Source organism: Arthrobacter globiformis (assembly GCF_030818015.1).
GTDB lineage: Bacteria > Actinomycetota > Actinomycetes > Actinomycetales > Micrococcaceae > Arthrobacter > Arthrobacter globiformis_C.
The window spans coordinates 3425792-3450550 of sequence record NZ_JAUSZX010000001.1 but is presented as its reverse complement, the minus strand read 5'-3'; the positions used below and the strand labels follow the sequence as shown (position 1 = coordinate 3450550).

The window sequence follows — 24759 nt, the reverse complement described above, 5'->3', positions numbered from 1 at the left end:
CCTCCTTAATTTCGTTACCCAAAAGAGTTGCCCTCCAGTCTCCCATATCAGGGGACAGGCCGCGAACCGGGAGCGGTGCGGGGGCGCAGGGAGACGCCGCGGCTGCCGGTGCCCAGTAGCGGCTACAGTGAGTTGCGGATCGAGACCCGGGCCTGGTCCAGGACGGTCCGCACCGTTTCCAGGGCCACGGGTGTCATGGGCCGGGCGCTGGTTTGCAGTCGAAGCTCGGCGCGGATGTCATCGCGGAACGCCTGCAGGAGCATCTCCGCTTCCTTTAGCATGCGCTGCCCCTCGGCGGTGTAGCGGCCCTGGCCGGCCAGGTCCGCCGACCTGGCAGCGGTGCGTGCCGCTTCCGCTGTGGCCGCCAGGTCCGCCCGCAGTCCGCGCATGTTGCTGCGGATGTCGGCTCGGAGGTCATCGGCGAGCCGGCGGACGGACGCCGCAATGTCGTTCTCCACGGTCTTCAGCTCCTCGCGCCGGCTGTCCAGTTCAGCCAGGCCCGCCGCGGTGATGCGGTAGTTGGTGCGGCGCCCCTGGGATTCCGTGGCCACCAGGCCTTCCTCCTCAAGCTTGCCGAGGCGCGGATAGATGGTGCCTGCGCTGGGAGAGTAGGTGCCGCCGAACCGGTCGCTGAGCGCCTTGATGAGTTCATACCCGTGCTTCGGGCCTGCCTCGAGGAGTGCCAGCAGATAGAGCCGGAGGGCGCCGTGGGCAAAGACGGGAGGCATCAGAGCGCCTGTTCCGCGGTGGCTGGCGCCTGGCCGTGGAAGATGGACGTCTTCCCGGACACCGAATTGGTCCGGACCAGCATGAGTTTGGCGTCCGGGCCCGAGATGGTCTGTACCTTGCCGCCGGGGTGGCCGTACTTCCGGTCGTCGATGACCACAGGCCCGCTGGCTGACTGGGCCACGATGTCCACGCCGACGTCGTGCGGTACGCGGACGGTCAGGTCCCCGGACACCGAGTTCGCACCGAAGTCATGGGTGAAGCCGTGCAGGTCAAAGCTCATGTCGCCGCTGACAGTGTTGGCCCGGATGTTGGTGAACTGGCCGGACGCCGTGACCTCGCCGGAGACGCTCTTGGCCGTCAGGACGCCGCTGTGGTTGCGGGCGATCACTTCGCCGCTGACTGTGTTGACGTGCAGGTCACCGGAGGTCCCGTCGGCCAGCAGTGATCCCGTGACGGTGCTCAGCCGGGTCCGTCCGTGGACACCCGAGACCAGACCGTCCCCGCTGACAGTGCCCGCCTCGACCTCAACGCCGGCAGGGACGGCGATGCTGATGACCACGGAGTTGTTGCTGCTGTTGTTGACCGAGTTCATCAGGTTTTTGAACCAGCCCTGCGGTCCGTGCAGCTGGTGGCGGATTTCGAGGCGGCCGCCGGTCATGGAGATCGCCAGCGGATCGCCGAGCACCTCCGACACCTCGATGCGGACAACGGCCTCGTCGTGCGTGACGATGTCCAGCCTGCCCCGGACAATGCCCACCTTAAGGTGCGAGACGCCGTCGACATCCATGGTCTGCGGGCCGGTGACGGTCCAGGAATTCTCTTCCATGATTCCCTCCACTTGAGATATATCGTGTCCGTGGAAGCCACGCTAGTCCGCTGCCGCCGTAAGATCAAGATATATCGCGAGTGGGTTTTCCTAGTCCGGGGTGTCCATTCCGAGCCACTGGAACCAGCCCCGGTGCAGCACCAGCCATGCCATCAGCCCGTAGCCCGCCTGCCCGGGCGAGCCACCGTTGGCTGCGAGGTCCTGGCGCCACTGCTCATGGTTCAGCAGCGGTGAAAACGTGTCGACGTAGAGGTGCTTGCGCCGGGTGGTCACGTCGGCAAAGGCTGTGTTCAGCTCGGCGAGGCGGTGGTTCTGCACCGGGTCGAGTGTAGGCGGCGGTCCCACGACGAAGACCTCCAGCCTCTTCTGGGTGGCCGAATCCAGGATGTTGGCGAGATTGAGCCGGCTCCGGGCGGTGGACAGCCCGAACTCAATATCCCGGCCGGAGAGCCCGATGACCAGGCGGTTCTCATGAGAATCGCTGAACCTGCGGCCGGCCTCCTCGAGCCAGCGCGCCGACAGGCCCTCGGTGCCTTCCTGCGGGCACGGAAGGGAAAAGCTCTCCACCGTCATGCCGTCCTGCGGAGTGCGGGCGAGGACCCGGCCCAGCCACCCGAGCGCCCGGGGATCGCCGAGCCCGGCGAGCAGTTCATCTCCAACAGCTGCAATCCGCAGCTTCCTGTCTTCCACTACTACCTCTTCACTTGTTGGGAGGGCGTGTCCCGGATACGGACCGTTTGTATGCCAACACTAAAGGTCCATTAACTCATGCCGATTAAACAGAGCTGCCCGGCTGGAACGGTATGTCACCGTCCGGCCGGGCAGCTGTTCTGCTACTTACGGGCGAAAGCCTGCTTCAGCAGCGCATCCTGCTCCGCAGCGTGGCGCTTCATGGAGCCGGCCGCGGTGGAAGCTGAGGCCGGGCGTGAAACCAGGCGCACCTTCAGGTCCAGGGCGGTCGGCAGGTGCAGACCCATGAACGGCCACGGACCCTGGTTGGCGGGCTCGTCCTGCGCCCACACAACTTCCGCGTTCGGGTACTTGGCCAGTTCGGCTTCGATCTCCGCCTGCGGCAGCGGGTACAGCTGCTCGACGCGGATGATCGCCGTCGACTTGTCGCCCGTCTTCTGCCGCGTGGACAGCAGGTCGTAGTACAGGCGTCCGGAGACCAGGAGTACGCGGTCCACGGCGTCCGCCTGCAGCATCTCGTGTTCACCGATCACCGGGCGGAAACCGCCGGTGGTGAAGTCCTCCACGGACGAGGCAGCGGCCTTGAGGCGCAGCAGCTGCTTCGGCGTGAAGATGATGAGCGGCTTGCGGGGCCGGCTGTAGGCCTGGCGGCGCAGCAGGTGGAAGTGCGACGCCGCCGTCGTCGGGTTGGCGACGATCATGTTTTCCTCGGCACACAGCTGCAGGAAGCGTTCGATGCGGGCCGAGGAGTGGTCCGGGCCCTGTCCCTCGTAGCCGTGCGGAAGCATCAGCACGAGCGACGAGCGCTGGCCCCACTTCTGCTCGGCGGACGAGATGAACTCATCGATGATGGTCTGCGCGCCGTTGACGAAGTCGCCGAATTGCGCTTCCCACAGGACCAGGGCGTCGGGGCGCTCCACAGAGTAGCCGTATTCGAAGCCCATGGCCGCGTATTCGGACAGCAGCGAGTCGTAGATCCAGAGCTTGGCCTGGTTGTCCGACAGGTTGCCGAGCGGCAGCCATTCGTTGCCGTTGGCGCGGTCGTGGAACACAGCGTGGCGCTGGACGAACGTGCCGCGGCGGGAATCCTGGCCGGCAAGGCGTACGGGTACGCCCTCCATGATCAGGGAGCCGAAGGCAGCGATTTCGCCGAAGCCCCAGTCGATGCCGCCTTCACGGGACATCTGTTCACGCTTCTCCAGCAGCTGCTTGAGCTTGGCGTGGACGGTGAAGCCTTCGGGGATCTCCACGTGCGCCTTGCCGATGCGGGCCAGGGTGTCGGCCGAGATCGCCGTCGACGCCGGGGCGTTCGTTCCGATGTCCGACTGCTGTGCCTGGGGACGCTCGATGTCCGATACCGCTGCCGAGTCGGCGGTGATGATCGGAATGGGCGAAGTCTGGGCCGCGTGGGTTTCGGCGAAGACGCGCTCGAGGCGTTCCTGGTAGTCACGGAGCAGCTGCTCGGCTTCTTCCTCGGTGATGTCACCACGGCCGATCAGGGACTCGGTGTAGAGCTTGCGCACGGACCGCTTGGCCTCGATGAGGTTGTACATCAGCGGTTGCGTCATCGAGGGGTCGTCGCCCTCGTTGTGGCCACGGCGGCGGTAGCAGACCATGTCGATGACAACGTCCTTGTGGAACCGCTGGCGGAACTCGTAGGCGAGCTGGCCGATGCGGACAACTGCCTCGGGGTCGTCGCCGTTCACGTGGAACACCGGAGCCTGGATCATCTTGGCGACGTCCGTGGAGTACGTGGACGAACGCGAGGCGGACGGCGCAGTGGTGAAGCCAACCTGGTTGTTTACCACGATGTGGATGGTTCCGCCGGTGCGGTAGCCGCGCAGCTGGGACAGGTTGAGCGTTTCCGCCACAACACCCTGGCCGGCGAAGGCCGCGTCACCGTGGACCATGATTGGCAGCACGGGGAACGACTGCCCCTGGTCCAGGCGGTCCTGCTTGGCGCGGACGATGCCCTCCAGGACCGAATCAACGGCCTCGAGGTGGGAGGGGTTGGCGGCCAGGTAGACCTTGGTCTCCTTGCCGTTGTCCGACGTGAACGTGCCTTCGGTGCCGAGGTGGTACTTGACGTCCCCGGAACCCTGCACGGAGCGCGGATCCTGGGTGCCTTCGAACTCGCGGAACACCTGGGCGTAGGTCTTGCCGGCGATGTTGGTCAGCACGTTCAGGCGGCCGCGGTGGGCCATGCCGATGGCAACCTCGTCCAGTGCGTCGTCGGCAGCGTCAGAGATGATGGCGTCCAGCAGCGGAATCAGCGATTCCCCGCCCTCGAGCGAGAACCGCTTCTGGCCCACGAACTTGGTCTGCAGGAAGGTCTCGAAGGCCTCTGCGGCGTTCAGCTTGGAGACAATGCGCAGCTGCTCGTCGCGGCTCGGCTTGGAGTACGGGTGCTCCAGCTGGTCCTGGAACCACTTGCGCTCGGCCGGGTCCTGAATGTGCATGTATTCGATGCCCGTGGTGCGGCAGTAGGCGTCCCGGAGCACGCCGAGGATGTCGCGGAACTTGAGCATCGGCTTGCCGCCGAAGCCGCCCGTGGGCCACTCGCGGTCGAGGTCCCACAGGGTCAGGCCGTAGGTGAGGACATCGAGGTCGGGGTGCTTGCGCTGGACGTACTCGAGGGGATCGGTGTCCGCCATGAGGTGGCCGCGAACGCGGTAGGAGTGGATCAGCTGCTGGATCCGGGCGACCTTGTTGATCTGGTCGGAGGGGTCCACCTGCAGGTCCGGGCTCCAGCGCACAGGCTCGTACGGAATGCGCAGGGCTTCGAAGATCTCGTCGTAGAAGTCCTGCGCGCCCAGGAGCAGGGAGTGGACGAGCTTGAGGAATTCGCCGCTGCCTGCACCCTGGATGACGCGGTGGTCGTAGGTGGAGGTCAGGGTGAGGATCTTGCTGATGGCGTTCTGGGCGATGATCTTCTCGCTCGCGCCCTGCCATTCGGCCGGGTAGTCGAGGGCGCCGACGCCGATGATGGCTGCCTGGCCCTTCGACAGACGGGGTACGGAGTGTACGGTGCCGATGCCGCCCGGGTTGGTCAGGGACACGGTGGTGCCCGCGTGGTCATCCGCGGTCAGCTTGCCGTTGCGGGCACGCTTGATGAGGTCTTCATAGGTGTGCCAGAACTCCGCAAAGTTCATGGTTTCGGCCTTCTTGATGTTGGGAACCATCAGAAGGCGGGTGCCGTCGGGCTTGGGCATGTCAATGGCGATGCCGAAGTTCACGTGTGCCGGCTGGACCGCCACGGGCTTGCCGTCGACCTCGTCGTAGTACACGTTCATGGACGGGAACTGGGACAGCGCCCGGACAACGGCGTAGCCGATGAGGTGGGTGAAGGAGACCTTGCCGCCGCGTGCGCGGGCCAGGTTGGAGTTGATGACAACCCGGTTGTCGATCAGGAGCTTGGCCGGGACTGCCCTGACACTGGTGGCGGTGGGCACCTCAAGGCTCGTGACCATGTTCGACGCAATGGCCTTGGCCGGTCCGCGGAGAACGGAAACGACGTCCTCCTCGGGGGCGGTGGGAGCCTTGACGTTCTTCGGCAGCTGGGCCGGGATGGGCTGGGCGCCGGTGCCCGCCTCGGTCTTCTTCGAGCCGTCGCGGGCCACCGTTGCCGGAGCCTTCTTGGCGGGTGCGGGCTGGGCGGGGGCTGCTGCCGGCGCCGGTGCCGGTGCTGCCGCAGGCGCCTGGGCCGCGGGAGGAGCGGATGCCGGTGCCTGCGCGGGCGCCGGGGGAGTGACAACGGGCAGTTCGCGGGTAGCCGGATTGGCCGCCGGGGCCGTCACAGCCGGTACGCCGTTGGAAGATGGACCGTTGCCGCTGTCGAATGATTCGAACAGGGGCCACCATTTGGCATCGACCGTATTCTTGTCCTGTTGGTAACGCTCGTACAGTTCGTCAACGAGCCACTCGTTTCCACCAAATTCCTCTGGCAGACGGTGGCTAGGCTGCTCTGGCACTTGAAATACGCCTCTTCCATGAGTTTGATTTCCCTCTGGTCGCCTAAGGTGCCACGGCACAACAATCGAACCAGTTTCTGTGTCCTATGAACCCAGACCCTTGCCAGTCTAGTGACCGTTCCGGCTTAACTGCCAATAAGGGTGACCCAAATCATGTACCGTCCGATTTATGGCGAAATAGCCGTCCAGACGGGCCCCGAACGGTGTCCTATCCATCATGCGCGGGCACCGATTCCGGACGGGCAGGATGAGCAGCTTCAGTCCTCTGTAGCGGCACGTTGCTCCTGTAGACTGCAATCCTTATGGACAGTAAATATAGGTGCCATGGACGGTAGATCCAGGTGCCGGCCTGAGGGCTTGGAGCGGGGCGCGGTCTGCGCCGCACAGCCCGACCGCAGCGCCGGCAAACCCACTGGCCCGGTCAGCTGCCGACGACTTCCGGCTGGCCCATGATGGAGTGGCTCCTTGTCGCTGCCGGCCTGCTGCTCATCCTCGGAACCGGCTTCTTTGTGGCCGTTGAATTTTCCCTTATTGCGCTGGACCAGCCCACAGTGCAGCGTGCCGTTGACTCCGGCGATACCGCGGCAGTGCCGCTGCTCAAGTGCCTGAAATCCCTGTCCACGCAACTGTCCAGCTGCCAGCTCGGCATCACCATGACCACGCTGTTGACGGGGTACGTCATGGAGCCGTCCGTGGGAGCGCTGCTCGAGGTGCCCCTAGCCGCCGTCGGCATCCCGGAGCCGGTGGCCAGTTCGGTCTCCCTGGTGGTTGCGATGGTAATCGCGACCGGGCTGTCCATGCTCCTGGGTGAGCTCGTTCCCAAAAACATGGCCATTGCCCTCGCGTTCCGCATCGGCCGCACCCTTGCACGGCCGCAGCTGATCTTCACCGCCATTTTCAAGCCCGCCATCGTGGTCCTGAACGGCTTCTCCAACAAGGTCCTGAACGCCTTCGGGCTGGAGGCCAAGGAGGAGATTTCCGGGGCCCGCACGCCGGCGGAGCTCGCCTCCCTGGTGCGCCGGTCCGCGGCCATGGGCACGCTCGATCCGGGGACGGCGAACTTCATTGCCCGCACGCTGAACTTCTCCGGCCGCAGCGCGGCTGACGTGATGACTCCGCGCATCCGCGTCGAAACCATCGACGCCGACCAGCCGGTTTCGGACATCATCGACGCGGCCCGCCGCAGCGGATATTCGCGCTTCCCCGTCATCGGTGAGTCGGCGGACGACATCCGCGGTCTGGTGCACGTGAAGAAGGCGATTGCGGTCCCTCCGAGCCGGCGGCGAAAGCTTGAGGCGGGCGCCATTATGACGGACGTCCTCCGGGTGCCGGAAACCATCCACCTCGACGCCCTGCTTGCCGAACTTCGGGAGGGCAACCTGCAGCTTGCCGTGGTGCTGGACGAGTACGGCGGGACGGCCGGGATCGCCACGCTGGAGGACCTGGTCGAGGAAATCGTGGGCGAAGTGGCCGACGAGCACGACAAGGTCCGGCCCGGGCTGCTGCAAAGCGCTTCCGGTGACTGGTACTTTCCGGGCCTGATGCGGCCCGACGAGCTCTCAGAACAGATTCCGGGCCTGACAGTTCCCGACGAAGCCGCGTACGAGACGGTCGGCGGGTACGTCATGAGCGAGCTTGGACGGATACCCGAGGTTGGAGACATGGTGGAGGCGGGCGGTGGAACGCTCAGCGTTACCAGGATGGACGGCCGGCGCATCGACCGGATCTGCTTCAGGCCCCACCGTGAACCGAGCGCCGGTCCCGCCGAGGACCAACCGTCCGGAAGCGCGGCTGTTGAGCATGCGTCGGCCGGCGCCGGTGCCTCTAAGTACGGTGCGCCCGGCAACGGCGCTTCCAAGTACGGTGCGCCCAAAAACGCCGCGCCCAAAAACGGCGCGCCCAAAAACGGCTCTGTCTTCAACGGAACGGCCAGAAAAAGCCCGACGGGGCACGGGCCGTCGAAGCGCGGCCCGTCCAACCACGGCAAGCCAGGCAACGGCAAGTCCGGGAACGGCGGCCGGACGTGAGCGACTGGGCGGGACTGCTCTGGCTGGTGCTGCTGCTCCTGGGCAACGCGTTCTTCGTGGCCGCGGAGTTCGCCGTCATGTCCGCGCGCCGAAGCCAGATTGAGCCACTGGCGGACGAGGGCGTACTGCGCGCGCAGACCACCCTTCGGGCCATGGAGAACGTCTCGCTGATGCTGGCGTGCGCGCAACTGGGAATCACCGTGTGTTCGCTGCTGATCCTGCTGGTGGCGGAGCCGGCCATCCACCATTTGCTGGCGGTACCCCTTGCCGGGCTGGGCGTGCCGACGGAAATTGCCGACGTCTCGGCGTTCGCTGTGGCCCTGATGCTGGTGACGTTCCTGCATGTGACGTTCGGCGAGATGGTGCCCAAGAACATCTCCGTGTCCGTTGCCGACAAGGCAGCGCTGCTCCTGGCTCCGCCGCTCATGTTCATTGCGAGGATTGTGAACCCGGTCATCGCCGCGCTGAACTGGTCCGCAAACCACATCCTGAGACTGATGCGCATCGAGCCCAAGGATGAGGTCAGTTCTTCGTTCACGCTGGAAGAGGTGCAGTCCATCGTGCAGGAGTCCAGGCGGCACGGCCTGGTGGATGATGACGCCGGCCTTATCACCGGTGCCCTCGAATTTTCGGAGTACACCGCCGGCGACGTCATGGTTCCGCTGGAACGGCTTGTCATGCTGCGGTCTTCAACCTCGCCCCTGGAGTTTGAAAAGGCTGTCAGCCGCACAGGCTTCTCCCGTTTCCCGATGCTGGACGACGACGGCCTGCTCGCCGGGTACCTCCACATCAAGGACGTGCTTGCCATCCCGGAATCCGGTTACGAGCTGCCCATCGCGGAGAGCCGCATCCGGTCCCTGGCCAACCTTTCGCGTGATGACGAGATAGAAAAGGCGATGTCCGTGATGCAGCGCTCCGGCTCGCATCTGGCCCGCGTCATCGGGCCTGGCGGGCAGACCGAGGGCGTGCTGTTTCTGGAGGATGTGATCGAGCAGCTCGTGGGGGAGATCCGGGATGCTACCCAGGCCAAGGGCATCCGGCGGCTGGGCAGGCCCGACGGCGGATAGCCCCCGGGTGCCCCGGACCACCGGATCGCGAGTTCTAAATAGGAATCATTCCTATTTAGCGATACACTCGACTAGGGGTTGCCCCTCCCCGCAACCTGACCTGTCCAGAACCGAGGTTTCTCCGTGCCTGTCAACGCCCGCACTTCCATTACCGCCGCCCTGGCCGGCTTCGGCCTGCTCCTCACAGGCTGTGGGTCGCCAACGGCCCAGACCGCGGGCGCAGACACCAAAGGCCGCATTGCCGTCGTCACGTCCACGAACGTTTACGGGGACATTGTTGAGGCGATCGGCGGGGACAAGGTCAACGTCTCGGCCATCATCTCCCGTCCAAGCCAGGACCCCCACTCCTACGAAGCCAACGCCCAGGACCGGCTGGCGGTGTCCAAGGCCACGCTGGTGGTGGAAAACGGCGGCGGCTACGACGACTTCATCCACACCCTGGCGGACGACAGCAACGTGCCGCACGAGAACATCATCAGTGCCGTGGAGGTGTCAGGACTGGCCCCGGAACCGGCGGGCACCGCATCCGCCCACGCAGGGGACGGCCATTCCCATGACCACGGCGACTTCAACGAACACGTCTGGTACAGCCTTGAGGCCATGACGCACCTTGCCGACGCTGTGGCGGCCCGCCTCGGCACCCTCGACGCCGCCTCGGCCTCCCAGTTCACCGCCAACGCCGCCGAGTTCAAGTCCGGTCTCACAAAGCTTGAGAGTAAGATTTCCGCAATGAAGACCTCGCACGGCGGTGCCGGCGTCGCCGTGACCGAACCGGTGCCCCTCTACCTGCTGGAATCTGCAGGACTGGAGAACCGCACCCCTGCCGAGTACACGGCAGCCGTGGAGGAAGGCGCCGATGTTCCGCCCGCAGTCCTGAAGGCAGCCACTTCGACGGCCGCCGCAAAGGACACGAGTTTCCTCGCCTACAACGAGCAGACGGAAGGCCCGCAGACCCAGGCCGTCAAAAACGCGGCCAGTGCCGCGGGCACGCCGGTGGTGAACTTCACCGAAACGCTTCCGGACGGCAAGACCTACCTGGAATGGATGGCGGACAACGTGGAAAACATCAGCAACGCACTGAAGAGCCAGCGTTGAACCCAGTCATCAGCCTGAAGCAGGCGTCGCTGAAGTTCGGCCGGCGCGCGCTCTGGGAAGACCTGAACCTGGACATCAACCCGGGGGAGTTCTTCGCGGTGCTGGGGCCCAACGGCAGCGGCAAGACCAGTTTCCTCAAAGTCCTGCTGGGGCTGCAGGAGCTGCACTCCGGCGAGGCAAACCTCGGCGGGCACCCCGTGGAGCGCGGCAGTCACATGATTGGCTACATCCCGCAGCAGAAGCCCTTCCTGCCGGACACCCCCATGCGCGCCCGCGACCTGGTGGGTCTGGGCGTCGACGGGCACCGCTGGGGAATACGGCTCGGCACCGCCAGGGCCAACCGCAGGATAGACGAACTGCTGGAGCTCGTCGGGGCAAGCGATTACGCCAAGGTTCCCGTCGGGCAGCTGTCTGGCGGTGAGCAGCAGCGCCTGCGCGTGGCGCAGGCCCTGGCCACCGACCCGAAGGTGCTGCTGTGCGACGAGCCGCTCCTGTCGCTGGACCTGCACCACCAGCAGGCCGTCAGCGCACTCATCAACAAGCAGTGCCATGACCGGAAGAGTGCCGTCGTGTTTGTCACCCACGAGATCAATCCGATCATCGACTACGTGGACCGGGTCCTCTACCTGGCCGGCGGCAGGTTCAGCGTGGGAACGCCGCACGAGGTCATGACCACCGAAGTCCTCTCCGACCTTTACGACAGCAACGTGGAAGTGATCCATGCCAACGGCCGGATCGTCGTCGTCGGCCTGCCCGACGCCACCACCCACCATCACGACGCGCACGCCGCTGCGGGGGACGGTTCCTGATGGACCTGGAATCGATCCTGCAATCGGTGTTCAACTTCGAGAACTACGGCGAATTGCTGGTGCTGGTGCAGAACTCGCTGTGGGCCGGCGCGGTGCTTGGACTCCTCGGCGGCCTCGTGGGGACCTTCGTGATGAAGCGCGACCTGGCGTTTGCCGTCCACGGAATTTCCGAGCTGTCGTTCGCCGGTGCCGCCTTCGCGCTCCTGATCGGCACGGACGTGGTGTTTGGTTCCCTGGTGGGGTCAGTGGCGGCTGCGCTGCTGCTCGGGCTCATGGGTGTCCGGGCGCGGGACAAGAACTCCATCATCGGCGTGATCATGCCCTTTGGCCTCGGCCTCGGCATTCTCTTCCTGTCGCTCTACGAGGGCAGGGCCGCCAATAAATTCGGACTCCTCACGGGGCAGATCGTCTCGGTGGACACCGTCCAGCTTCAGGTTCTGGCGGGCACCGCGGTGGCGGTAATGGCGGCGCTGTGCGTCATCTGGCGCCCGCTGAGCTTCGCCAGTGTCGATCCCGAGCTGGCCGAGGCCCGCGGTGTTCCCGTGCGGTCGCTTGCCCTGGTTTTCATGGTGCTCCTCGGCGTCAGCGTTGCGCTGTCCATCCAGATCGTGGGCGCCCTGCTGGTTCTTGCCCTGCTGATCACGCCCGCGGCTGCCGCCCTGCGGGTGACGTCCTCGCCGCGCCTCGTGGTGCTGCTGAGCGTGGTGTTCGCCGTTTCGGCAACGGTGGGAGGAATACTCCTCGCCCTTGGCGGCCGTATCCCCATCAGCCCCTACGTCACCACGCTGTCGTTCCTGATCTACGTGGTGTGCAGGGTCATCGGCAGCATCCGTGCCAAGCGCGGCCTCAACGGCCGGGTAATGCGGACCGCCTAAACAGGCTGGGTGGGGCGCCTACTGCAGTGGGTTTCTACTGCGCGGCAGCCTTGCGTGCGGAGCAGTCGGGGCAGAGGCCGTAGATCTCCACCGTGTGGGCCACTTCCGTGAAGCCGTGCTCTTGCGCGGTCCGCGCGGCCCAGGTCTCGACGGCGGGGGCCTCCACTTCCACGGCCTTGCCGCAGTTGCGGCACAGGAGGTGGTGGTGGTGGACCGTCACGGCGCAGCGGCGGTAGACGGCTTCGCCGTCGCCGTTGCGGAGCACGTCCACGAGTTTCTCGTCAGCCAGCGACTGCAGGATCCGGTAGGCGGTGGCCAGGGAGACAGAAACACCTTTATTCTGGAGGATCCGGTAGAGCTCCTGGGTGCTCACGAAGTCATTGAGCTCATCCAGGGCGGCGCTGACAGCGATCCGCTGCTTGGTGACGCGCTGCTCTTTCCCGCCGGCCGCCGTCGAAGGTGCCTGTTGTCTGCCGTCAGCGCTGGCGCGTTGTGGCATGGATGGACTCGCTTTTCTTTCGGGTAATGGCAAGCTTTAACGTTACCAGCCGGAGCCGCGTGGACACTGATCGGGCCCGTCCCTAGGCTGGCTTCATGAAGCTGACAAAGTACACGCACGCCTGTGTCCGGCTCGAAAAGGACGGCCGGGTGCTGGTCCTGGATCCGGGGACCTTCTCCGAAACCGCCGAGGCGCTGGACGGCGCACACGCCGTCCTCATCACGCATGAGCACACCGACCATATCGATGTCCCCGCCGTGGCCGCTGCCCTTGGGGACAACGGAGGGCTGGAGCTCTTCGCGCCGGAGGGCGTGGCGCAGAACGTGCGCAAGGAGGTGCCGGACGCTGCTGAACGGGTGCATGCTGTCGAGCCTGGAACGGCCTTTGACGCCGCAGGCTTCGCGGTCCGCAGCTTCGGCGGCCAGCACGCGCTGATTCACCCTCAGATTCCGGTGGTCGCCAACATCGGCTACCTCGTGGACGAGAACGTGTACCACCCGGGCGACTCCTTCATCATCCCGGACGGCATCAGCGTGCGCACGCTCCTGGTTCCGGTCCATGCCCCGTGGAACAAGGTCAGCGAGGTGGTGGACTTCGTGATCGGCGTCCGCGCGGAGCGGGCATTCGCCATTCACGACGGGCTTTTGAACGACACCGGCCTCGGCCTGGTGGAGGGCCATGTCAAGCGGATCGGGGCCAGGTACGGCACCGAATACACCCACCTCTCCAGCCGCGAATCCGTGGAGCTTTAGGGCCGCCAGACACCCGTCTCGAAGAATGCCTTCACCGTGGCCTCGTGTGGCTGCGGATCCAGTCCCTGGGCCGCCAGCCACGCAGGACTGTAGTGGCTGCCGGCGTACCGGTCACCGCCGTCGCACATCAGGGAAACCACGCTGCCGCGTTCCCCGTCGGCCACCATCTGTGCCACGAGCTGCCAGACACCCCAGAGGTTGGTGCCCGTGGACGGCCCGGCGTGCAGCCCTGCCAGCGTGTGCAGGTGCCGCATGGCTGCGACCGAGGCGGCATCCGGAACCTGGATCATGTGGTCGATGACCGAGGGGACGAAGCTTGGCTCCATGCGGGGCCGGCCGATCCCCTCGATCCGGGAAGGCATTCCGGTGCTAAAGTCTGCAGCGCCGCTCCGCCACCCGGGATAGAAGGCGGAATTCTCCGGATCGACCACCGCCAGGGACGTGGCGTGGCGGTGGTAGCGGAGGTAGCGGCCGATCGTGGCGCTGGTTCCGCCAGTGCCGGCTCCCACCACAATCCAGCGGGGGACCGGGTGCTCCTCCAGCGCCAGTTGCTCAAAGATGGACTCGGCTATGTTGTTGTTGCCACGCCAGTCCGTGGCTCGCTCGGCGTAGGTGAACTGGTCCATATAGTGGCCGCCGCTCGTGGCGGCAACCTCGGCGGCTGCTGCGTACACCTCTGAGGCATGGTCCACCAGGAGGCAGGCGCCGCCGAACTGTTCGATCAGGGCGATCTTTTCCGGGCTGGTGGTGCGGGTCATCACGGCGATGAACGGCAGGCCCAGGAGTTGGGCGAAGTAGGCCTCGGAAACCGCGGTGCTGCCGCTGGAGGCCTCCACGATGGTGGTGCCCTCGCCGATCCACCCGTTCACCAGCCCGAACAGGAACAGGGACCGGGCAAGCCGGTGCTTGAGGCTTCCGGAGCGGTGCGTGGACTCATCCTTGAGGTACAGCTGGACGCCCCAGTGCTCAGGCAGCGGCACCGAATACAGGTGGGTGTCTGCGGAGCGGTTGTTTTCCGCGTTGATCTTGCGGACAGCCTCATCCGCCCATGCCCGGTCCCGGGTCCCCGCCCTGTTCACTTATTCTTCCCGTTCACTGAATCGCCTGCTCACTGAATCAGCCTACCGGCGCGGGCAGCGGGCCGCCGCTAGAGTGGGATGCGTGATCAACACCCTCATTGATGTGGCCGGGCTGAACGCCCGGATGGCGGCCGGTCAGCGGACCGTAGTGCTGGACGTCCGCTGGGCGCTCGGGGATCCGGAGGGCCACAGCCACTACCTGAAGGAACACATACCGGGCGCAGTGTACGTCGACCTGCCCACCCAGCTGGCGGACCCCGCAGCTCCGGGCCGTGGGCGCCACCCGTTGCCTTCGCCGGCCCGCTTCCAGGAAGCGGCACGGTCCTGGGGAATTTTCGACGGCGACGTCGTGGTCGCCTATGACGATGCCGGCAACACCTCCGCAGCCCGGCTCTGGTGGATGCTCCGGAATGCCGGCGTGCGCACCGTTTACCTGCTCGACGGCGGCCTGGCCGCCTGGCGCGCGGCAGGGCTGCCCGTGGAGGGCGGTGAAGTGCAGCCCGACGCCGGAGACGTGACGCTTGCAGGCGGCGCCATGCCGGTGACCGACGCCGACGGTGTCGCGGACTGGGCCGCCGGTGGCGTGCTGCTGGATGCACGCGCCGCAGAACGGTACCGCGGGGAAGTCGAACCTGTGGACCCCCGGGCCGGCCACATTCCGGGCGCCGTCAGCGCCCCCACCACCGGAAACCTCGACGACGACGGCTGCTTCCTGCCGGCGGAGAAGCTGCGGCAGCGCTTTGCCAGCCTTGGGGTCGACGCAGCGACGCCGACCGCCGTCTACTGCGGCAGCGGCGTCACAGCCTCCCACGAGATAGCGGCCCTGGAAATCGCAGGTTTCAGCGCCGTTCTGTTCCCCGGTTCCTTCTCCCAATGGTCCAACGACGCCTCCCGCCCGGTGGCCACGGGTGCCCACCCCGGAAAGTGATCCCCGGAGGCGCAACCTGGTGGCCCGTGGAACGCCACCGGCAATTGGTAGTCACCGGGGAGCCGCGGTAGCGTCGCCATATGACTCCTGGACGCCCCGTACCCCCGCCGCTGAACCTGCGGATCCCGCTTGAAGAGACCGCCGTCGGACCCCTCGAAGGACGCCTTGCCGCCGCCCGCGGCGCGTCATCCGCCACGAGCGGCCTGGTTGGCCTGACCGTTGCCCGCCGGGCACCCAAAGCCGACGACGTCGAAATTGCGATCGAATTCTGCGGCCTTTGCCATTCGGACGTTCACGCCACCCGGGGGGAGTGGGGCACCCAGAACTACCCGCTCGTACCGGGCCACGAGATCGTGGGCAGGGTCAGCCGCGTCGGTTCGGACGTGAAGGACTTTCAGCCGGGAGACCGCGTGGGCATCGGCTGCATGGTGGACTCCTGCCGCGAATGCGAGAGTTGCCTTGAAGGGCTGGAACAGTACTGTGAACGCGGCATGACCGGGACGTACGGTGCCAAGGACGCCCGGAACGGGGACGCCGTCACCCAGGGCGGTTACGCATCATCCGTGGTGGTGGACCGGCGGTATGTCCTGCGGGTGCCGGAAAGCCTGGATCCTGCGGCGGCTGCCCCGCTGCTCTGCGCGGGCATCACCACCTTCTCGCCGCTGCGCCGCTTCGGAGTCCGGGAAGGCCACGTGGTCGGCGTCGTGGGCCTAGGCGGCCTGGGCCACATGGCCGTCAAATTGGCCAAAGCGATGGGCGCCGAGGTCAAGGTGTTCACAACTTCGGAATCCAAAGTATCGGCGGCACTGGAACTGGGCGCTGACGAAGTAGTACTTTCCCGGGACGAGGAAGCGATGGCCGCTGAGAACCGGAGCATCGACGTCATTATCGATACGGTGGCAGCACCGCACGACCTTAACCCGTTTTTCCGGACCCTGCGCCGGGACGGGGCCCTGTTCCAGCTGGGGCTGCCCTCCGAAGCCATGCCGCCGGTCAATCCCGGGGCACTGATCAGAAGGCGGATTTCCTATACGGGTTCCCTGATCGGAGGTATCGCAGAGACGCAGGAGATGCTCGACTTCTGCGCCGAGCACGGGGTCGTCTCGGACATCGAACTGGTTGGTGCCGGGCAACTTAACGACGCCTATGACCGGATGGTCGCAGGTGATGTGAAGTACCGTTTTGTCCTGGATACATCCACACTGCAGGAACCGTCGGAAAGGGCTGACGCATGAGCACGCTGTTCACCAAGATTCTCAACGGGGAGATCCCTGGCCGGTTTGTCTGGCGCGAGCCGGACGTCTCCGCGTTCCTGACCATGGGTCCGCTTGCTGACGGGCACACGCTGGTGGTACCGACCGAGGAAGTGGACCGCTGGACGGACGCCTCGCCCGAGACCCTGGCCAGGGTCATGGAAGTGGCGCGGCGCATCGGCGCGGTGCAGGTGGACACGTTCGGGGCAGCTCGGGCTGGACTCATCGTGGCTGGTTACGAGATCAACCACATGCACGTGCACGTGTGGCCTTCCAACAGCATGGCGGAATTCAATTTCGCCACCGCCGAGCACAACCCGGATCCGGCGCGGCTGGACGCCAACGCCGAAAAGCTGCGGGCAGGCCTGCGCGACGCCGGCTATGGGGAGTTCGTGCCGGAGGCTTAGGCAGAATCCAGGTCGGTTATTCGCGCCGCTTCCAGACTGGCTGATTCCACGCAGGTTCCTGGTAGCGGTGGTGCCGTGGATCGGTAGCTGTGGCCGGTGGGCGTGGTGAGTTCGATGGAGTGTCGGGGTCCGGGTCTGGGCTTCACTTTCCAGCCGGGGAGTTCTTTGGTGTGGTTGCATGCTTCGCACAGTCCGGCGCCGTTGGCCAGGGTGGTGGGGCCGCCGTCGTGCCAGGGGATGATGTGGTCAAGGTGGCGGATCGGGGCGTCGCAGTAGGGGGTCCGGCAGGTGTCGTCCCGGATCTGGATGACGCGGCGCAGCTTTGGCGGGAAAAGCCGTCTCCGCGAGTCCATGGCCACCAGGTTGCCGGTCCCGGGGGCGGTGTAGAGCCGCCGGACCCAGATCTTCAGTTCCTTCACCGCGTCCTTCGGGCCCGGGTTTGAGCCGGACGCGTTTGAGTCGCCAGCCCGAGGTTCTTCCGCCAAGGCTTTTCGGTGCTGGGGTGCTTCGTCCTGTGCCTCTTCGGGGTTGAGGAGGTTGCGGACCCAGGCGGCGGGGACGATGCCGTAGCCGGGTATCCGGGCGGGTTCGGTGTCGCCTTGGAGGAGGGTGCGGTCGGTCATGACGAGGTTGATGTCTATGCCGGTGATGCCGCCTCGGGTGCCGGTGGTCCGTTCGACGAGGGTGTCGGCCTTGATCTGACTAAGCGTGCGCGGGTCTCCGGCGGCGTGGAGGGTGTCGGCGTGCCGGGTCAGTGCTGCCCAGACTGCGACTCCCTGGTGGGCGGGGAGCAGCGCCGTCAGGTAGGTCATGCAGTCCGGGGCCGGGCGCAGGCTCACGGTCCGCCCGGACGCGGCATGGCTGGCGCGTTGGGCCACGGAACGGGGGTCCCTGCGGGTGGCGGCGGCCCGGGCGGCGGCGATGACGGCCCGGGTCCCGGCGCCGGTGAAGGCTCCGGTGTCGGCGGACAGCTCCTCATCAACGGCGGCCCGGTCCGCAACACTCAAACAGGCGGTCTCTTTCACGACGTGCATGGCGCGTTCTTCGTTGAGCTGCCCGGTATCCAGGGCGGCCAGGGTGTGGGGCATCTCGGTGACCAGGGCCTTCGACATGCCGAGCAGACGGCCGCCGCGGTGCGGAGACTCGCCCCGGGCCAGGGCGATCTGCTCGGCCCCGCCCATGCTGTGTTCTTTGGGGCGTCTCTTGCCGAGGTCCTCGGCCGATAGAGTGCTGCAGTTGGTCTGCGCTCCGTGTTCGGCGTGTTCCTGGCGGTGCCGGATCTCGAAGGCGACGGCAAGCCTCGCCTGCTGCCCCGCAATCAGGCACTTGATCTTCTCCCATGCCCGCATCTGGTCGATCAAACCCGCACCGTCGGCGCTGAGGTCGGCCCTTAGAAGGGCCGTGGCCGCAGCGACCCGGTCCGCCACGCCCAGCCACGGCGTACAGGCATTGGAGGCACCGCCGGCGAACAGAACATCGGCAAACAGGGCCTCGGGGAACGGGTCCTCCGGAAGATCATCGTCAGCAAACAGGGCGCCGGGGAGAGGGTCCTCCGGAAAAACGTCGTCCGGGTACACGAAGTTGGGGTCCTCGTCATACGGAAACCCGTAGACCGGAAACTCGGCGAACGGAATAGCGCCGTCCGGGAACGCATCCTCGGGAAGTGCGCCAAGAGGAAAAACTGCGTCTGGAAAAAGGTCGTCAGGAACCGAGGCAGCATGCAGGGCAGCGCCGCGCGATCCTCCTGCTGTCAATGCTGAGTTCCTGATGCCTTCCATGAACCCAGTCTGCCAAGGGCCACCGACATTTAAGGCCGATCGGGCGCCGGATGAGGGCTGGAACTGTCCATTTCGATCTTTGGCGGCACCACGCCGCTGGTCAGCCAGACCCTCGTCGAGGTCACGGGTAACGCCTATGCGCCGGCCTTCTACATCATGTTCTTCTCCGCCGTCGCACTCGTGGCGGTGCTGAAGATGCGCGAGTCTGCTTCGCGGCCGCTCCCGGGCTCCGTGCCGGTGGTCTCCAGCCGCGACGAGGCGGCGGTGCTGGTCAAGGGACAGGACACCAACGAACGCATCGATACGGCGACCATGTTGCTCACGCCCGTGAAATAAGACCTACGCCGCGAGCACCTTGTTCAGTGCCGTCCGGATCCGCTTCTCGGACACCGAATAGGCCGTTCCGAGTTCGACGGCGAACAGGCTCACCCTCAGTTCCTCGATCATCCAGCGCACCTGGGTCAGCTCGGCACCTGCCCGGCGGCCGGGCAGCAAAGCCGACACGGCGTCGTCGTAATCATCCTCCAGCCGCTGGACCGCCGCCATGTTGAGCGCATCGCGCTGCACGTTGCCGGGCAGCTTCTCCAGGCGTTTTTCGATGGCGGTGAGGTACCGGGGGAGCTGGCTCAGCTGGGCGTAGCCCGTCCGGGCTACAAAGCCGGGGAAAACCAGCTGTTCAAGCTGGCTGCGGACATCGTTGAGCGCGCTGATGAGCGCCAGGCTTGTGGTGCCCCTGAGCTGCTTCTCGATCCGGCGGGTGCTGGCGAGGATGCGCTCCACGACGGCCGTCACACTGAAGACGGTGTCGATCAGCTCCGCCCGGACATGCTCGTACAGGGCATCGAACCCTGCCTGGTCCCACGGGAGCTCTGCTGGAGTCAGCTTGTCCACCGCCGCCAGGACGCAGTCGGCGATCAGGGCCGAGACGGACCCGTGCGGGTTCTGGCTGAACGTCAGCTTCTCCGTGTTGTTCAGGTGTTCGAGGACATAGCGGTCCGGCGCGGGCACACGCAATGCGAGGAGCCGGATGACGCCGCCCCGCATGGCTTCCTGCTGCTCCGATGCTGTCTGGAAGATGCGCAGGCCAACGGACTTTCCTTCGTCCACCAGCGCGGGAAAACCGGTGACGGTGTGACCCTTGACGGTGACGCTGGCTTGGCGCTGAAGGGTGTCGAACCGCCACTCGGTCAGGCCGGACTGTTCCGTGAACCCGGTCTGTGCCTGCGGTCGGCCGTCATGAGGGGGAGCCTGCTGCTGGCTCTTCTTCGGCGACCGCGGACCGGCAGTGGCGGGGGTGGCGCCCAGCGACTCCGCGATGGCCCGGCGGGTGGCCGGCGCGAGCCGCTCCTGCAGGGCTTCCAGGTCCTTGCCCTCGTCCAGGACCTTGCCCCGGCTGTCCACCACCTTGAAGCTCACCCGCAGGTGCGGCGGAACCGCTTCCCAGTTCCAGGACCCGGGCGGGACGATCTGGCCCTTCAGGCGGCGCAGCACAAGCTCCAGCGAGCTCTCCAGCTCGTCCTCGGCCGGGTCGAAATCCGCTTCCAGCGCCGCCACGGCCTTGCGGGCGACGTCCGGGGCCGGTACGAAGCTCTTGCGGACCTGTTTCGGCAGCGACTTGATCAGCGCGGTGACGAGTTCCACGCGCTGGCCGGGGATTAGCCAGCGGAAGGGTGCGTCTTCGAGCTGGTTCAGGAAGAGGACCGGAACTTCTGCCGTGACGCCGTCGGACGGGTTGGGCGCCGAGCCGGGTGCCACGGGATGGAATTCATAGCTCAGGGGCAGTTCGAAGCCCTTATGCAGCCACGTCTTCGGGTAGGCGGACTCGTCCAGCGCGTCGGCGTCCTCGCTCAGAAGCAGGGCCTCATCGAAGTCCAGAAGCGCCGGATCCTGCTGCCGGGCGTCCTTCCACCACTTGTCGAAGTGCCGTTCCGACACGACGTCCTTGCCGACGCGCGCGTCATAGAACTCGAAGAGCGTCTCGTCGTCCACCATCAGGTCCCGGCGGCGCATCCGCGCCTCGAGTTCTTCCACTTCCTGCAGCAGGGCCCGGTTGCGGTGGAAGAACTTGTGGTGCGTCTTCCATTCGCCCTGGACCAGCGCATGCCTGATGAACAGTTCGCGGGCCAGGACGGGATCGACCTTGCCGTAGTTGATCCGGCGCTGGGCGATGATGGGTACGCCGTAGAGGGTGACCTTTTCATAGGCCATCACGGCGCCCATCTTGGTGGACCAGTGGGGTTCGCTGTAGCTGCGCTTGATCAGGTGCGGCGCCACCTGCTCGGCCCACGAGGGCTCGAACTTGGAGGCCACCCGTGCCCACAGCCGGCTTGTCTCCACGAGTTCTGCGGCCATGACAAACGTGGGCGACTTCTTGAACAATGCCGAGCCAGGGAAGATGGCAAATCGTGTTCCCCTGGCGCCCGCGTATTCCCGCTTGCGTTCGTCGAGGATGCCGATGTGGCTCAGCAGGCCGGAGAGCAGGCTGATGTGGATGCCCTCGTGGTTGCCGACGGCGTCGGCCTGGCGCTTGTTGTCCAGGCCTATGCCCAGCGGCCGGGCCAGCTGCCGCAGCTGTGTGAACAGGTCCTGCCATTCGCGGACGCGCAGGTAATTGATGAACTCGTTGCGGCACAGGCGGCGGAACTGGGTGGAGGAGAGCTCCTGCTGCTTCTCGTGGATGTAGTTCCAGAGGTTCAGGTAGCCGGTGAAGTCGGAATTCTCGTCGCGGAAGCGGGCGTGCTTCTCCGCCGCCAGCTGCTGTTTGTCCGTTGGACGCTCGCGGGGGTCCTGAATGGTGAGGGCCGCCGCCAGGATCATGACTTCGCGGACGCAGCCGCGCTTGCCGGCCTCCACAATCATGCGGCCGAGCCGCGGGTCCACCGGAAGCTGGGCAAGTTTCTGTCCGACGGCGGTCAGGCCGCCGCCGTAGCGGCCGGCATTCCTGCCGCTTTCGGCGTTGGCCGCCTGGGGAGAGCCAGTGGCTGCCTGCGGCGCGCCAGCGGCTGCCTGCGGCGCACTCAGGGCGCCGAGCTCCCGAAGGAGGGTCACGCCGTCGTTAATGGCCCGCGAGTCCGGCGGCTCCACGAACGGGAAGTTTTCGATGTCCTTGGGCCCCCGCGCGACTCCCATGGCGGTCATCTGCAGGATGACAGCAGCCAGGTTGGTGCGCAGGATTTCCGGATCGGTGTAGAGCGGCCGGGACTCGAAGTCCTCCTCGGAATACAGCCGGATGGCGATGCCGTCCGACACGCGGCCACAGCGTCCGGAACGCTGGTTGGCAGACGCCTGGGACACCCGCTCGATGGGTAGCCGCTGAACCTTGGTGCGGTGCGAATAGCGCGAGATGCGGGCGGTGCCGGTGTCGATGACGTACTTGATGCCCGGCACGGTGAGAGAGGTCTCGGCCACATTGGTGGCCAGCACGATCCGCCGCTTGCCGCCCGGGTTGAAAACCCGGTGCTGTTCCTGAAGGCTCAGCCGCGCGAACAGCGGCAGGACCTCGGTGCCGGCCAGTCGCCGGTTGGACTGGATCCTGGCCTGCAGTGCGTCCGCCGCGTCGCGGATCTCCCGCTCGCCGGAGAAGAAGATGAGGATGTCGCCCGGCGCTTCAAGGGCGAGCTCGTCGACGGCGTCGCACACTGCGTCCAGCGGGTCGCGGTCTTCCTCGAGTTCATCGTCGGAGGAGTTGTCCTCGTCATCGCCGGTGGACGGGCCGCCGGCCGGCTGGGAGAGCGGCCGGTAACGGATCTCCACCGGGAAGGTTCGTCCGGACACCTCAACGATAGGTGCCGGTTCCTCGTCCGAACCGAAGTGCTTCGCAAAGCGTTCGGGATCGATGGTGGCGGACGTGATGATCACCTTCAGGTCCGGTCGCTGCGGCCGGATCCGCTTGAGGTAGCCGAGGATGAAGTCGATGTTCAGGCTGCGTTCGTGGGCCTCATCGATGATGATCGCGTTGTATTTGCGGAGCAGTTTGTCGCGCTGGATTTCGGCCAGCAGGATGCCGTCGGTCATCAGTTTGACCTTGGTGGACTTGCTCACCTCGCCGGTGAAGCGGACCTGGAAGCCCACTTCCTGCCCGATGTCGACGCCGAGCTCGGAGGCAATGCGCTCGGCCACCGTGCGGGCCGCGAGGCGCCGCGGCTGGGTGTGGCCGATCAATCCGTTCTCACCCAGGCCCAGCTCCAGGCACATCTTCGGGATCTGGGTGGTCTTTCCGGAACCGGTCTCACCGGCAATGATCGTCACCTGGTTGGCGGCAATCGCGGCCATCAGGTCCTCGCGGCGCTCGGAGACCGGCAGCTCGGCGGGGTAGGAGATGTGAAAAGTCATGGCTCCCACAAGTCTACTGCCGCGTAAAAGGACCCGGCGTGCGCCGGGTCCTTGGTGTGTGTGGACGGTTTGCTAGAAGATGCGCATGGTGTAGTTGCTGCTGGGCAGGTCCAGCGCGGACCAGTCCCGGGCCGAGTACTCGGGAGGGGTGTGGCCGCGGCCATCCCGCAGAATGGCGCCGACCGTGGCGGCAGCTGCAATGAGGACCAGAACAAGGAGGGCGATTCCGAAGATTTCCATGTCTCCATGGTTCTCCCGCGGAAGCCTTGAAAGAAGTGGCAGAAATGCCTAAAAAGTACAAATTTCTGCCATACTGGATACATGCTCAAAACAGTGGCAGTCATTGTGGTTCCCAACTTCTCGATCTTTGAGTTCGGTACCGCATTTGAGGTGTTTGGCATAGACCGTTCGGACCGGGGAACAGGCGTGCCGCAGTTCGACTTCCGCGTGTGCGCTCCGGTGCCTGGCGAAGTTCCGCTGAAGTCCGGCCTGACCATGAACGTCGGCCTCGGCCTGGACGCCGCCGCCGATGCCGACCTGGTGATCATGGCGCCCTACGGCAGGGAGGAAGATGTTCCGGAATCCGTCCTCGATGCCCTCCGGGCGGCGCACAGCCGCGGCGCCTGGGTGATGTCGATCTGCTCCGGCGCGTTTGCACTGGCGCGGGCCGGGCTCCTGGATGGACGCAGGTGCACCACGCACTGGCACTACTCGGGAGAGCTCGCCGCCCAGTACCCCAAGGTTCTGGTGGACGAGAACGTCCTTTATGTCGAGGACAGCAGGATCATCACCAGCGCCGGAACGGCCGCGGGCATTGACGCCTGCCTGCATCTGGTGAGAATCGAATTCGGGGCTGCCGTGGCGGCCGCCATCGCCAGGGACATGGTGGTCCCGCCGCACCGCGACGGTGGCCAGGCCCAGTTCATCGACCGGCCCATGCCCGAGTGCGGCTCCCAGCCCATGGAGGAACTCCTACGGTGGATGGTGGAGAACCTGGACGAGGAACATTCCGTCCAGGAGCTTGCTGCCCGCGTGCACATGTCGCCGCGCACCTTTGCCCGGCGGTTCCGTGCTGAAACAGGAGCCACCCCGGCTGCGTGGCTCAATTCCCAGCGTGTCCTGCGCGCCCAAGAGCTTCTGGAGTCCACGGAGCTGAATATCGACGAGGTGGCGCGGCAGTCAGGGTTCGGCCACCCCGTGCTGCTCCGGCACCACTTCGCCAAGGTGCTGGACACGAGTCCGCAGTCCTACCGCCGTGCCTTCCGCGGCCAGATGGCCCCTGCAGGCTAGTTAGCGCCGGAAGCCGGACTCGCCGCTGCCGGGTCGCGATTCTTCTGCGGCGGCCCGGGTCGACTCCACGAGCACGCGCCAGGGACCGGTGACTGCCGTTTCCGGCAGGGTGGCGCGGCGTTGGCCGGCACGGATGGAATACATGAAGCGGTCCGGCTGCCCGTCCGGTGCCTGCCGGGGGTCGTCGACGGCGTCCCATGGGCACGCTTCGACGAGGGGCTGCCACCGGCTCTTGTCGCTGGTCGAGACGGCCAGCACCGTCCAGACGCGGGTGAGTGCGGCTATCCCGCCGCTGCGCTCGACTGTGATTTTCATGGCGAGGTTCCCGGGTTTCCGCGGCTGCCGGGAAGCG

21 protein-coding genes are annotated in these 24759 nt (G+C 66.0%); 11 read left to right on the top strand and 10 right to left on the bottom strand.

Features of this window, described 5'->3' with window-relative positions; translation table 11 throughout:
- Positions 1-122: 122 nt before the first annotated feature.
- From QFZ23_RS16150 to QFZ23_RS16135, 4 genes are all read right to left on the bottom strand, one after another.
- Positions 123-728, bottom strand: a complete 606-nt coding sequence (locus tag QFZ23_RS16150) for a PadR family transcriptional regulator (RefSeq protein WP_306924420.1) — start codon at positions 726-728, stop codon at positions 123-125.
- Positions 728-1555 (bottom strand): DUF4097 family beta strand repeat-containing protein, encoded by an 828-nt coding sequence (locus tag QFZ23_RS16145; RefSeq protein WP_306924419.1) that lies wholly within the window; start codon positions 1553-1555, stop codon positions 728-730. The genes QFZ23_RS16150 and QFZ23_RS16145 overlap by 1 nt, the downstream gene beginning before the upstream one ends.
- 90 nt (positions 1556-1645) lie before the next feature.
- Positions 1646-2245 carry a GDSL-type esterase/lipase family protein gene (locus QFZ23_RS16140; RefSeq protein ID WP_306924417.1) on the bottom strand — a complete coding sequence of 200 codons (600 nt, stop codon included), beginning with the start codon at positions 2243-2245 and terminating at the stop codon, positions 1646-1648.
- 143 nt (positions 2246-2388) lie between these two features.
- Positions 2389-6216 (bottom strand): multifunctional oxoglutarate decarboxylase/oxoglutarate dehydrogenase thiamine pyrophosphate-binding subunit/dihydrolipoyllysine-residue succinyltransferase subunit, encoded by a 3828-nt coding sequence (locus QFZ23_RS16135; protein ID WP_306924415.1) that lies wholly within the window; start codon positions 6214-6216, stop codon positions 2389-2391.
- Between the two features lie 452 nt (positions 6217-6668).
- On the opposite strand from QFZ23_RS16135, the gene QFZ23_RS16130 reads away from it, so the two are divergent.
- The 5 genes from QFZ23_RS16130 to QFZ23_RS16110 all read left to right on the top strand — a co-directional run bounded on the left by QFZ23_RS16130 (position 6669) and on the right by QFZ23_RS16110 (position 12089).
- The gene (locus QFZ23_RS16130) at positions 6669-8243 is read left to right on the top strand and encodes a hemolysin family protein (protein WP_373427942.1); all 1575 of its coding nucleotides are present in this window, start codon (positions 6669-6671) and stop codon (positions 8241-8243) included.
- Positions 8240-9310 (top strand): hemolysin family protein, encoded by a 1071-nt coding sequence (locus tag QFZ23_RS16125; protein WP_306924413.1) that lies wholly within the window; start codon positions 8240-8242, stop codon positions 9308-9310. Before QFZ23_RS16130 ends, QFZ23_RS16125 begins: the two co-directional genes overlap by 4 nt.
- Before the next feature lie 123 nt (positions 9311-9433).
- Complete coding sequence (locus tag QFZ23_RS16120) at positions 9434-10405, top strand: metal ABC transporter solute-binding protein, Zn/Mn family (RefSeq protein ID WP_306924411.1); 972 nt, start codon at positions 9434-9436, stop codon at positions 10403-10405.
- On the top strand, positions 10402-11214 hold the full coding sequence (locus QFZ23_RS16115; protein WP_306924409.1) for a metal ABC transporter ATP-binding protein: 813 nt from the start codon (positions 10402-10404) through the stop codon (positions 11212-11214). Before QFZ23_RS16120 ends, QFZ23_RS16115 begins: the two co-directional genes overlap by 4 nt.
- On the top strand, positions 11214-12089 hold the full coding sequence (locus tag QFZ23_RS16110) for a metal ABC transporter permease (RefSeq protein WP_306924408.1): 876 nt from the start codon (positions 11214-11216) through the stop codon (positions 12087-12089). Before QFZ23_RS16115 ends, QFZ23_RS16110 begins: the two co-directional genes overlap by 1 nt.
- Positions 12090-12123: 34 nt before the next feature.
- Here QFZ23_RS16110 and QFZ23_RS16105 read toward each other — a convergent pair whose 3' ends face one another.
- Positions 12124-12588: a Fur family transcriptional regulator gene (locus QFZ23_RS16105; protein ID WP_306924407.1), complete on the bottom strand. Its 465-nt coding sequence runs from the start codon at positions 12586-12588 to the stop codon at positions 12124-12126.
- Between the two features lie 95 nt (positions 12589-12683).
- Here QFZ23_RS16105 and QFZ23_RS16100 point away from each other — a divergent pair, with 95 nt between their 5' ends.
- Entirely contained in the window at positions 12684-13340 is a 657-nt protein-coding gene (locus QFZ23_RS16100) for an MBL fold metallo-hydrolase (RefSeq protein ID WP_306924405.1), read from the top strand.
- Here the strand turns inward: QFZ23_RS16100 and QFZ23_RS16095 are convergent.
- Complete coding sequence (locus QFZ23_RS16095; RefSeq protein ID WP_306924403.1) at positions 13337-14419, bottom strand: PLP-dependent cysteine synthase family protein; 1083 nt, start codon at positions 14417-14419, stop codon at positions 13337-13339. The two genes, QFZ23_RS16100 and QFZ23_RS16095, sit on opposite strands and share 4 nt — an antisense overlap.
- A gap of 85 nt (positions 14420-14504) precedes the next feature.
- Between QFZ23_RS16095 and QFZ23_RS16090 the strand changes: the two genes are divergently transcribed.
- The 3 genes from QFZ23_RS16090 to QFZ23_RS16080 all read left to right on the top strand — a co-directional run bounded on the left by QFZ23_RS16090 (position 14505) and on the right by QFZ23_RS16080 (position 17007).
- A complete protein-coding gene (locus tag QFZ23_RS16090; protein ID WP_306926896.1) occupies positions 14505-15347 on the top strand; it encodes a sulfurtransferase in 843 nt (280 codons plus the stop codon).
- A gap of 80 nt (positions 15348-15427) precedes the next feature.
- Positions 15428-16582, top strand: coding sequence for an NAD(P)-dependent alcohol dehydrogenase (locus tag QFZ23_RS16085; RefSeq protein ID WP_306924401.1), 1155 nt, complete (start codon positions 15428-15430; stop codon positions 16580-16582).
- On the top strand, positions 16579-17007 hold the full coding sequence (locus QFZ23_RS16080) for an HIT family protein (protein ID WP_003804824.1): 429 nt from the start codon (positions 16579-16581) through the stop codon (positions 17005-17007). Before QFZ23_RS16085 ends, QFZ23_RS16080 begins: the two co-directional genes overlap by 4 nt.
- Here the strand turns inward: QFZ23_RS16080 and QFZ23_RS16075 are convergent.
- Entirely contained in the window at positions 17004-18785 is a 1782-nt protein-coding gene (locus tag QFZ23_RS16075) for an HNH endonuclease (RefSeq protein WP_306924399.1), read from the bottom strand. The two genes, QFZ23_RS16080 and QFZ23_RS16075, sit on opposite strands and share 4 nt — an antisense overlap.
- 156 nt (positions 18786-18941) lie before the next feature.
- Between QFZ23_RS16075 and QFZ23_RS16070 the strand changes: the two genes are divergently transcribed.
- The gene (locus QFZ23_RS16070; RefSeq protein WP_306924397.1) at positions 18942-19121 is read left to right on the top strand and encodes a hypothetical protein; all 180 of its coding nucleotides are present in this window, start codon (positions 18942-18944) and stop codon (positions 19119-19121) included.
- A 3-nt stretch (positions 19122-19124) separates the two neighbouring features.
- Here the strand turns inward: QFZ23_RS16070 and hrpA are convergent, their stop codons facing one another.
- A complete protein-coding gene (gene hrpA, locus QFZ23_RS16065; RefSeq protein WP_306924396.1) occupies positions 19125-23117 on the bottom strand; it encodes an ATP-dependent RNA helicase HrpA in 3993 nt (1330 codons plus the stop codon).
- A 72-nt stretch (positions 23118-23189) separates the two neighbouring features.
- Positions 23190-23357: a hypothetical protein gene (locus QFZ23_RS16060; RefSeq protein ID WP_306924395.1), complete on the bottom strand. Its 168-nt coding sequence runs from the start codon at positions 23355-23357 to the stop codon at positions 23190-23192.
- Between the two features lie 81 nt (positions 23358-23438).
- On the opposite strand from QFZ23_RS16060, the gene QFZ23_RS16055 reads away from it, so the two are divergent.
- Positions 23439-24407: a GlxA family transcriptional regulator gene (locus tag QFZ23_RS16055; RefSeq protein ID WP_306924394.1), complete on the top strand. Its 969-nt coding sequence runs from the start codon at positions 23439-23441 to the stop codon at positions 24405-24407.
- Here the strand turns inward: QFZ23_RS16055 and QFZ23_RS16050 are convergent, their stop codons facing one another.
- Complete coding sequence (locus QFZ23_RS16050; RefSeq protein ID WP_306924393.1) at positions 24408-24722, bottom strand: protealysin inhibitor emfourin; 315 nt, start codon at positions 24720-24722, stop codon at positions 24408-24410.
- Positions 24723-24759: the final 37 nt, after the last annotated feature.

Excerpts from the sequence above, each read along its gene's own strand:
- QFZ23_RS16150 (WP_306924420.1), bottom strand. The coding sequence starts at position 728 with ATGCCTCCCGTCTTTGCCCACGGCGCCCTCCGGCTCTATCTGCTGGCA.
- QFZ23_RS16145 (WP_306924419.1), bottom strand. The coding sequence starts at position 1,555 with ATGGAAGAGAATTCCTGGACCGTCACCGGCCCGCAGACCATGGATGTC.
- QFZ23_RS16130 (WP_373427942.1), top strand. The coding sequence starts at position 6,669 with ATGGAGTGGCTCCTTGTCGCTGCCGGCCTGCTGCTCATCCTCGGAACC.
- QFZ23_RS16110 (WP_306924408.1), top strand. The coding sequence starts at position 11,214 with ATGGACCTGGAATCGATCCTGCAATCGGTGTTCAACTTCGAGAACTAC.
- QFZ23_RS16105 (WP_306924407.1), bottom strand. The coding sequence starts at position 12,588 with ATGCCACAACGCGCCAGCGCTGACGGCAGACAACAGGCACCTTCGACG.
- QFZ23_RS16100 (WP_306924405.1), top strand. The coding sequence starts at position 12,684 with ATGAAGCTGACAAAGTACACGCACGCCTGTGTCCGGCTCGAAAAGGAC.
- QFZ23_RS16085 (WP_306924401.1), top strand. The coding sequence starts at position 15,428 with ATGACTCCTGGACGCCCCGTACCCCCGCCGCTGAACCTGCGGATCCCG.
- QFZ23_RS16080 (WP_003804824.1), top strand. The coding sequence starts at position 16,579 with ATGAGCACGCTGTTCACCAAGATTCTCAACGGGGAGATCCCTGGCCGG.
- QFZ23_RS16075 (WP_306924399.1), bottom strand. The coding sequence starts at position 18,785 with ATGGAAGGCATCAGGAACTCAGCATTGACAGCAGGAGGATCGCGCGGC.
- QFZ23_RS16070 (WP_306924397.1), top strand. The coding sequence starts at position 18,942 with ATGTTCTTCTCCGCCGTCGCACTCGTGGCGGTGCTGAAGATGCGCGAG.
- hrpA (WP_306924396.1), bottom strand. The coding sequence starts at position 23,117 with ATGACTTTTCACATCTCCTACCCCGCCGAGCTGCCGGTCTCCGAGCGC.
- QFZ23_RS16060 (WP_306924395.1), bottom strand. The coding sequence starts at position 23,357 with ATGGAAATCTTCGGAATCGCCCTCCTTGTTCTGGTCCTCATTGCAGCT.
- QFZ23_RS16055 (WP_306924394.1), top strand. The coding sequence starts at position 23,439 with ATGCTCAAAACAGTGGCAGTCATTGTGGTTCCCAACTTCTCGATCTTT.
- QFZ23_RS16050 (WP_306924393.1), bottom strand. The coding sequence starts at position 24,722 with ATGAAAATCACAGTCGAGCGCAGCGGCGGGATAGCCGCACTCACCCGC.